The 6761-nt window shown below is 61.3% G+C and carries 5 protein-coding genes; all 5 read right to left on the bottom strand.

Annotated elements, in window-relative coordinates:
• A partial coding sequence (locus AC1DWI_RS10235; RefSeq protein WP_477724780.1) for an FAD-dependent oxidoreductase occupies positions 1-643 on the bottom strand: 643 nt, incomplete at its 3' end.
• 12 nt (positions 644-655) lie between these two features.
• Positions 656-1006, bottom strand: a complete 351-nt coding sequence (locus AC1DWI_RS10230; RefSeq protein WP_477670193.1) for a c-type cytochrome — start codon at positions 1004-1006, stop codon at positions 656-658.
• Positions 1007-1168: 162 nt separating this feature from the next.
• Positions 1169-2173: a M48 family metalloprotease gene (locus AC1DWI_RS10225; protein WP_477670194.1), complete on the bottom strand. Its 1005-nt coding sequence runs from the start codon at positions 2171-2173 to the stop codon at positions 1169-1171.
• A 182-nt stretch (positions 2174-2355) separates the two neighbouring features.
• On the bottom strand, positions 2356-2949 hold the full coding sequence (locus tag AC1DWI_RS10220) for a LemA family protein (RefSeq protein WP_477670195.1): 594 nt from the start codon (positions 2947-2949) through the stop codon (positions 2356-2358).
• 296 nt (positions 2950-3245) lie between these two features.
• Positions 3246-6761, bottom strand: a 3516-nt coding sequence (gene rpoC / locus AC1DWI_RS10215) for a DNA-directed RNA polymerase subunit beta' (RefSeq protein WP_477724779.1), incomplete at its 5' end; no start/stop codon positions are given.

Raw genomic sequence — 6761 nt, 5'->3', positions numbered from 1 at the left:
CAATGACGCTGGCGCGTTCGTACGGGCCGGGTGGGCAGCGGTAAGGTGCTTCGGGAATGGTGATGGCATATACACCACCGTTAGGCATGGCCTCCAGCTGCCGGCGCAGCGCGAGGGTTTCCGCACCGGCCTTCCAGGCCTGCAGGATCCGGCCCGAGTCGTTGGCGGCCTTCAGGCCCTCTATGCTGCCGAATATCAGCTCCACACCGGGCGAGACCACCAGCTTGTCATACGCGATGGTGGCGCCGCGAGCCAGCGTGACGGTTTTCTTCACGGTGTCGATGGCGCTGGCGTAGTCTTTCACCACGGTGATGCCGTGGTTGCGCGACAGGCCTGCATAAGACGTCGTAATGTCGCCGATCTGCTTGCCGCCGCTGAGCACGAGGTTGGAGATGGGGCAGGAGATAAAGGCGTCCTGCGGCTCGATCAGCACCACGTCGATTTTGTTGTCCGACAGCAGGCGCACATATTTGGCAGCCGTGGCGCCGCCGTAGCCGCCGCCAATCACCACAACCCTGGCCTTGGACGGTTCAGCGGTGCTGGCGCCGCCGGCCAGCCCTAGCAAACCCAGGGCTGCCGTTGACTGCAGGAAAGAGCGGCGCCTGAAGCCTGCTAACGAAGGGGAGTGAAGAGGCGTATTCATGGTGTCTTTTCCTTACTTCTTCTGTGCAGCAAAGTAGGTGGCCAGCGACTCGATCTGCGCATCATTGAAACCCTTGCTGATCTGGTGCATCACCGTGGCGGGCCGCGTGCCGGCCTTGAAGGCATTCATCTGCGCAACGATGTAACCCTTGTCGAGGCCTGCAAGTGAGGTGACCGCGGAACCCTGAACCACTTTGCCATTGGTACCGTGACAGTTTGCACAGGTTGCCGCCAGACCCCTGGCGTAAAGCGTTTCTTTGGTGCCGGCGTCTTGCGCATGCGCCATGGGGGCGAGCGCAAGGCAGAGCAAAGGCAGCGCAAGGCGCTTGAGCCTCCTGGATATTGGAAGACGTAACGTTCTCATAGGTTCTCCTATCGTTTTGGGCAGCCGCCTTTTCAACTGACAATTTAACGTGGCGCCCTCTGCACCCTATAGGGAGTATCCAGTACTCGGCAGCAGCTGGGGCCCTGCCGTTCAACCTAATGGCGATGTGCTTATTGGAAAGTTATTGCTGCCATGGCGAATCTAGAAAATGGCGTCCGGTCGCGTTGGCATTTCATCATCACGCTGCGTGGGAAGCGCCTCCATTGACCGGCCATAGATGCGGCGGATGCGCTCAGCCAACGGCGGATGGCTGGCAAACCAATGGGTATCTGCACGGAGGCCCACCAGCAGCATGTGCTGCACGGCCGGGTGCACGCTGCGCGGCATCAGCCCCTGCGCCTGCTGGCCTGCCACCTTGCGCAGCACGCCACCCAGGCCATCCTTGCTGCGCGTGAACTGCACGGCTCGCGCATCTGCCAGGAACTCGCGCTGGCGCGACACCGCCGCCTTCAGTGCACGCCCCGCAAGCCATCCGAGCGAGCCTGTGGTCATGATGGCAAAGCCGGGCAAGGCAAGGAAAGAACGCCCGCCGCTGTCGTTCTGCGCGCACATGCTGCGTCCGAGGTTGAAGACCATCTCAAGCCCGAACACCATACCGGCCAGCCGCATGTTCAGACGCGTATCGCCTTCGCGTATATGGCTGAATTCATGCGCCACCAAGCCCTGCAGCTCGTCGCGTGTCAGGTACTCCAGTGCACCGCGCGTTACCGCCACCACCGAGTCGTCCTCATCCCAGCCGGTGGCAAACGCATTGATGCCCTCTTCCCGGTCGAGCACCATGGCCTGGGGCGGCCGCATGCTGGCGGCAATAGCCAGCTCACTCACGATGTTGCACAGCTTTTGTTCGGCCTCCCGGCTGGCTGGCCAGGCTTCCCGGGCACCCGCACGGCGCGCCAGCTTCTCACCGCCGCCCTTCAGCGCAGAGGTTTCCAGCCACCAGCCGCCAAACACGAACAGCAGGGTCATGCCCGTGTTGACCGCAAAGAAGTAGCCGGGGTAGCCACTGAAGCCGGAGGCCACGAGACGCCAGGTGAGCGCCAGCGCGGCATTGACGGCCACAACCAGCGCAAGCACCGTCAAGCCGAACAGCACTAGCAGCCGCGTGGTCTGCCCGCGCGCTGTCTCCTGGCGCTCAAAAAAGCGCATTCACAGCCCCTCGGGTCATCTCACCCTTCAATACCCGAGGAGCACGCAGGCAGCTTACAGAGGATCCAAACCAGCCAGGACCGCGGAACCGGCTTTGCCGGGCCGCAGGCGAAGCGTCTCGCGAGCCGCGACCTGCAAGGCCTCGCGTGGTACACGAAGTGACAAGCGTGGGGGCCACGTTTTCAGAACTGGACACGCACAGCCTGGCGCTCGGCCGGTGTTTCGGTTGCGCGCAGCATGGCTGAAGGCGCGAACCCAAACGTGCGGGCAATCAGCAGCGCGGGAAACTGCCCCTGCGCATTGTTGTAGTCCAGCACGGCATCGTTATAAGCCTGCCTGGCAAAACCAACCTTGTTTTCGGTGCTGGTGAGCTCTTCGCTGAGTTCACGAATGGTCTGGTCGGCCTTGAGTTCGGGGTAGGCCTCGGCTACGGCAAAAAGCCGCCCCAGGCTGCCGTCCAGCGACTGTTCGGCAGCGGCCAGCGCCACAACGGCGCCGGCATTGGCAGGGCGGCTGCGCACCGCATCGCTGGCCGCGCGTGCCTGGTTGCGCGCAAGCATCACCGCCTCAAGCGTGCTTTGCTCATGCTGCAGGTATTTTTTGGCGGCTTCGACCAGATTGGGAATCAGGTCGTAGCGGCGCTTGAGCTGCACATCGATCTGGGCGAAAGCGTTGGCAATGATGTTTTTCAGCCGAACCAGCCGGTTGTAGGCGCCTACGGCCCAGAAAACCAGCAAGGCAAACACAATGACGAAAACAAGCGTGCTAAGAGGCATGGATATTCCTTGGTGCGACATGAGCTGACACTCACCCGACAGCTCGGCGGGCGACTGCCGCGAGGTTAACTGTTTTTGGGCTCAAACGGCAAGTTGGCAGGCTGCTTTTGAATACCATGAAAACGCTATGATTTTGATAGCTGGTTACGCACACCCGATATGCGCAAAACCCAAATTTCGCTTAAATTCCCGTCTGCATTATTGCCACGTGGCGGCCGTCCTGCCCATAAAAAAAGCCCCACACCCTTGCGGGATGTGGGGCCTTGCGCCTTTTGCGGCGCGGGAGTCAGTCTGGCTTACTCGGTAGCCGCACTGTCGCCACCCGCTTCGGCTGCGGCGGGCATGGCTTCGAGCTCGGCCGCTTCGGCTTCAGCAATGGCACGGCGCTCTGCATCGTCCATCTGGTCCTTGGCTTTGCGTGCCTCGTGGTAGGCCATGCCGGTACCGGCAGGAATCAGGCGGCCGACGATCACGTTTTCTTTCAGGCCACGCAACTCGTCGCGCTTGCCCATGATGGCAGCCTCGGTGAGCACGCGGGTGGTTTCCTGGAAGGAAGCCGCGGAAATGAACGAATCGGTCGACAGCGAAGCCTTGGTGATACCGAGCAGCAAGTTGCTGAACGTTGCCGGAATCTTGCCGTCAGCGCGCAAGGCGTCGTTGGCATCCAGCATGGCAGAACGCTCGACCTGTTCACCAGCGATGTAGCTGGAATCACCCACGTTTTCAACGACCACGCGGCGCAGCATCTGGCGAACAATCACTTCAATGTGCTTGTCGTTGATCTTCACGCCCTGCAGACGGTAAACATCCTGCACTTCGTCGACGATGTAGCGGGCCAGCTCTTCCATACCCAGCAGGCGCAAGATGTCTTGCGGGTCGGCCGGGCCGTCCACAATCGACTCGCCCTTGTTGACCACCTGGCCTTCGTGCACCAGGATGTTCTTCTCCTTGGGCACGAGATCTTCCCAGACCTTGCCTTCAGGGTCGGTGATCTGCAGGCGAACCTTGCCTTTGGTTTCTTTACCGAAGGACACAGTACCGGTCATTTCAGCCAGCGTACCCTTGTCTTTCGGCGTACGGGCTTCGAAGAGCTCAGCAACACGCGGCAGACCGCCGGTAATGTCGCGGGTCTTCTGGCCTTCGATCGGGATACGGGCCAGCACTTCGCCGGGGCCCACGTCCTGGCCGTCGCGCACCTGGACCAGCGCGCCCACCTGGAAGCCAATCGTCACCGAGTGATCGGTGCCGGGGATCTTGACTTCGTGGCCGGAGGCGTCAATCAGCTTGACCTGCGGGCGGATCACCTTCGTGGCGCCGCGGCGTTTCGGATCGATCACCACCAGGGTGGACAGACCCGTCACATCGTCGACCTGCTTGGCAACCGTCACGCCTTCTTCCACATTCTCGAAGGCCACCTTGCCGGCGAACTCGGTAATGATGGGGCGCGTCAGCGGATCCCAGTTGGCCAGAATGGCGCCGGCCTTGATGGTCTGGTCGGCCTTGACGGTCAACGTGGCGCCATAAGGCACCTTGTGGCGCTCACGCTCGCGGCCGTGCTCATCATGGATGATGATCTCGCCGGAACGGGCGATCACGACCAGCTCGCCCTTGCTGTTGGTCACATAGCGCATCGGTGCATTGAAACCGATCACGCCGTTGGACTTGGCTTCGACGCTGGAGGCAATCGCTGCGCGCGATGCGGCACCACCGATGTGGAAGGTCCGCATCGTCAGCTGCGTGCCGGGCTCACCGATCGACTGCGCGGCGATGATACCGACGGCTTCGCCGATGTTGATGAGGCCGCCGCGGCCCAGATCTCGGCCATAGCACTTGGCGCACAGGCCGAAACGGGTTTCGCAGGTCAGCGCAGTACGCACTTTCACTTCGTCCACGCCGGCTGCTTCGAGCTCTTCGATCAGGTCTTCGTCCAGCATAATCCCGGCCTTGGCCAGCACCGAGCGGTTTTCCGGGTGCAGGATGTCTTCGACCGCCGTGCGGCCGAGGATACGGTCGCGCAGCGATTCAATGACTTCACCGCCCTCGACGATGGCGCGCATGAGTGAACCCTCTTGCGTGCCGCAGTCTTCTTCGGTGACCACCAGATCCTGAACCACGTCGCAAAGGCGGCGGGTCAGGTAGCCGGAGTTGGCTGTTTTCAGCGCCGTATCGGCCAGACCCTTACGGGCGCCGTGGGTGGAGATAAAGTACTCCAGCACGTTCAGGCCTTCACGGAAGTTGGCGGTAATCGGCGTTTCGATGATGGAGCCGTCAGGCTTGGCCATCAAACCGCGCATACCGGCGACCTGGCGAATCTGCGCAGCAGAGCCGCGGGCGCCGGAGTCGGCCATCATGTAGATGGAGTTGAAGGACTCCTGCTCGACTTCCTTGCCATTGCGGTCCAGCACTTTTTCTTTCGAAAGCTGGGCCATCATGACCTTGGACACTTCGTCGCCGGACTTGCCCCAGATATCGACCACCTTGTTGTAGCGCTCGCCGGACGTCACGAGACCCGAGACATACTGCTGCTCGATTTCTTTGACTTCCTTTTGTGCGCGCGCAATGATGGCGGGCTTTTCCTTGGGGATCAGCATGTCGTCGATGCAGATCGAGATGCCGGCTTTTGTCGCCAGGCGGAAGCCCGACTGCAGCAGCTTGTCGGCAAACACCACGGTCTCTTTCAATCCGCACTTGCGGAAAGACACGTTGATCAGCTTGGAGATTTCCTTTTTCTTCAACGCCTTGTTGATGTTGGAGAAAGGCAAACCTTTGGGCAGGATCTCGGACAGCAGTGCACGGCCGCCCGTGGTTTCCCACAGCTTGGTCGACGGCACAAATTCGCCTGTGGCCTTGTCTTTGGTGTACTCGGTCAGGCGCACGCTGATGCGGGCGTTCAGGTCAAGCTCACCTGCGTCAAATGCGCGGCGCACTTCGCCAGTGTCGGAGAACACCAGGCCTTCGCCCTTGCCGTTGGTACGGTCGCGGGTCGTGTAGTACAGGCCCAGCACCACGTCTTGCGACGGGACGATGGAGGGCTCACCGTTGGCAGGGAACAGGATGTTGTTCGAAGCCAGCATCAGGGTGCGGGCTTCCATCTGTGCTTCTACCGACAGTGGTACGTGGACAGCCATTTGGTCACCGTCGAAGTCGGCATTGAAGGCCGAACAGACGAGCGGGTGCAGCTGGATGGCTTTGCCCTCGATCAGGATGGGTTCAAAGGCCTGAATGCCCAAACGGTGCAGCGTAGGCGCACGGTTCAGCATCACAGGGTGCTCTTTGATCACCTCTTCCAGGATATCCCACACCACTGGCGTGCCGGATTCGACTTCCTTCTTGGCTGCCTTGATCGTCGTGGCGATGCCGCGCGACTCAAGCTGCGCAAAGATGAAGGGCTTGAACAGTTCCAGCGCCATGAGCTTGGGCAAGCCGCACTGGTGCAGCTTGAGTGTTGGGCCCACGGTGATCACGGAACGGCCGGAGTAGTCGACGCGTTTGCCCARCAAATTCTGGCGGAAACGGCCTGACTTGCCCTTGATCATGTCGGCCAGCGACTTCAGTGCGCGCTTGTTGGCGCCCGTCATGGCCTTGCCACGGCGGCCGTTGTCGAGCAGCGAGTCGACGGCTTCCTGCAGCATGCGCTTTTCATTGCGGGCAATGATTTCAGGCGCTTTCAGCTCCAGCAAACGGCGCAGACGGCTGTTGCGGTTGATCACGCGGCGATACAGGTCGTTCAGGTCGGAGGTCGCAAAACGGCCGCCGTCCAGCGGCACCAGCGGACGCAGGTCCGGCGGCAGTACAGGCAGCACGTCCAGCAC

This window comes from Polaromonas sp. P3_C2 (assembly GCF_056402675.1).
Note: the sequence above shows the minus strand (reverse complement) of the source record. Positions and strands in the feature narration are given on the sequence as shown.

Excerpts from the sequence above, each read along its gene's own strand:
- AC1DWI_RS10230 (WP_477670193.1), bottom strand. The coding sequence starts at position 1,006 with ATGAGAACGTTACGTCTTCCAATATCCAGGAGGCTCAAGCGCCTTGCG.
- AC1DWI_RS10220 (WP_477670195.1), bottom strand. The coding sequence starts at position 2,949 with ATGCCTCTTAGCACGCTTGTTTTCGTCATTGTGTTTGCCTTGCTGGTT.
- AC1DWI_RS10225 (WP_477670194.1), bottom strand. The coding sequence starts at position 2,173 with ATGCGCTTTTTTGAGCGCCAGGAGACAGCGCGCGGGCAGACCACGCGG.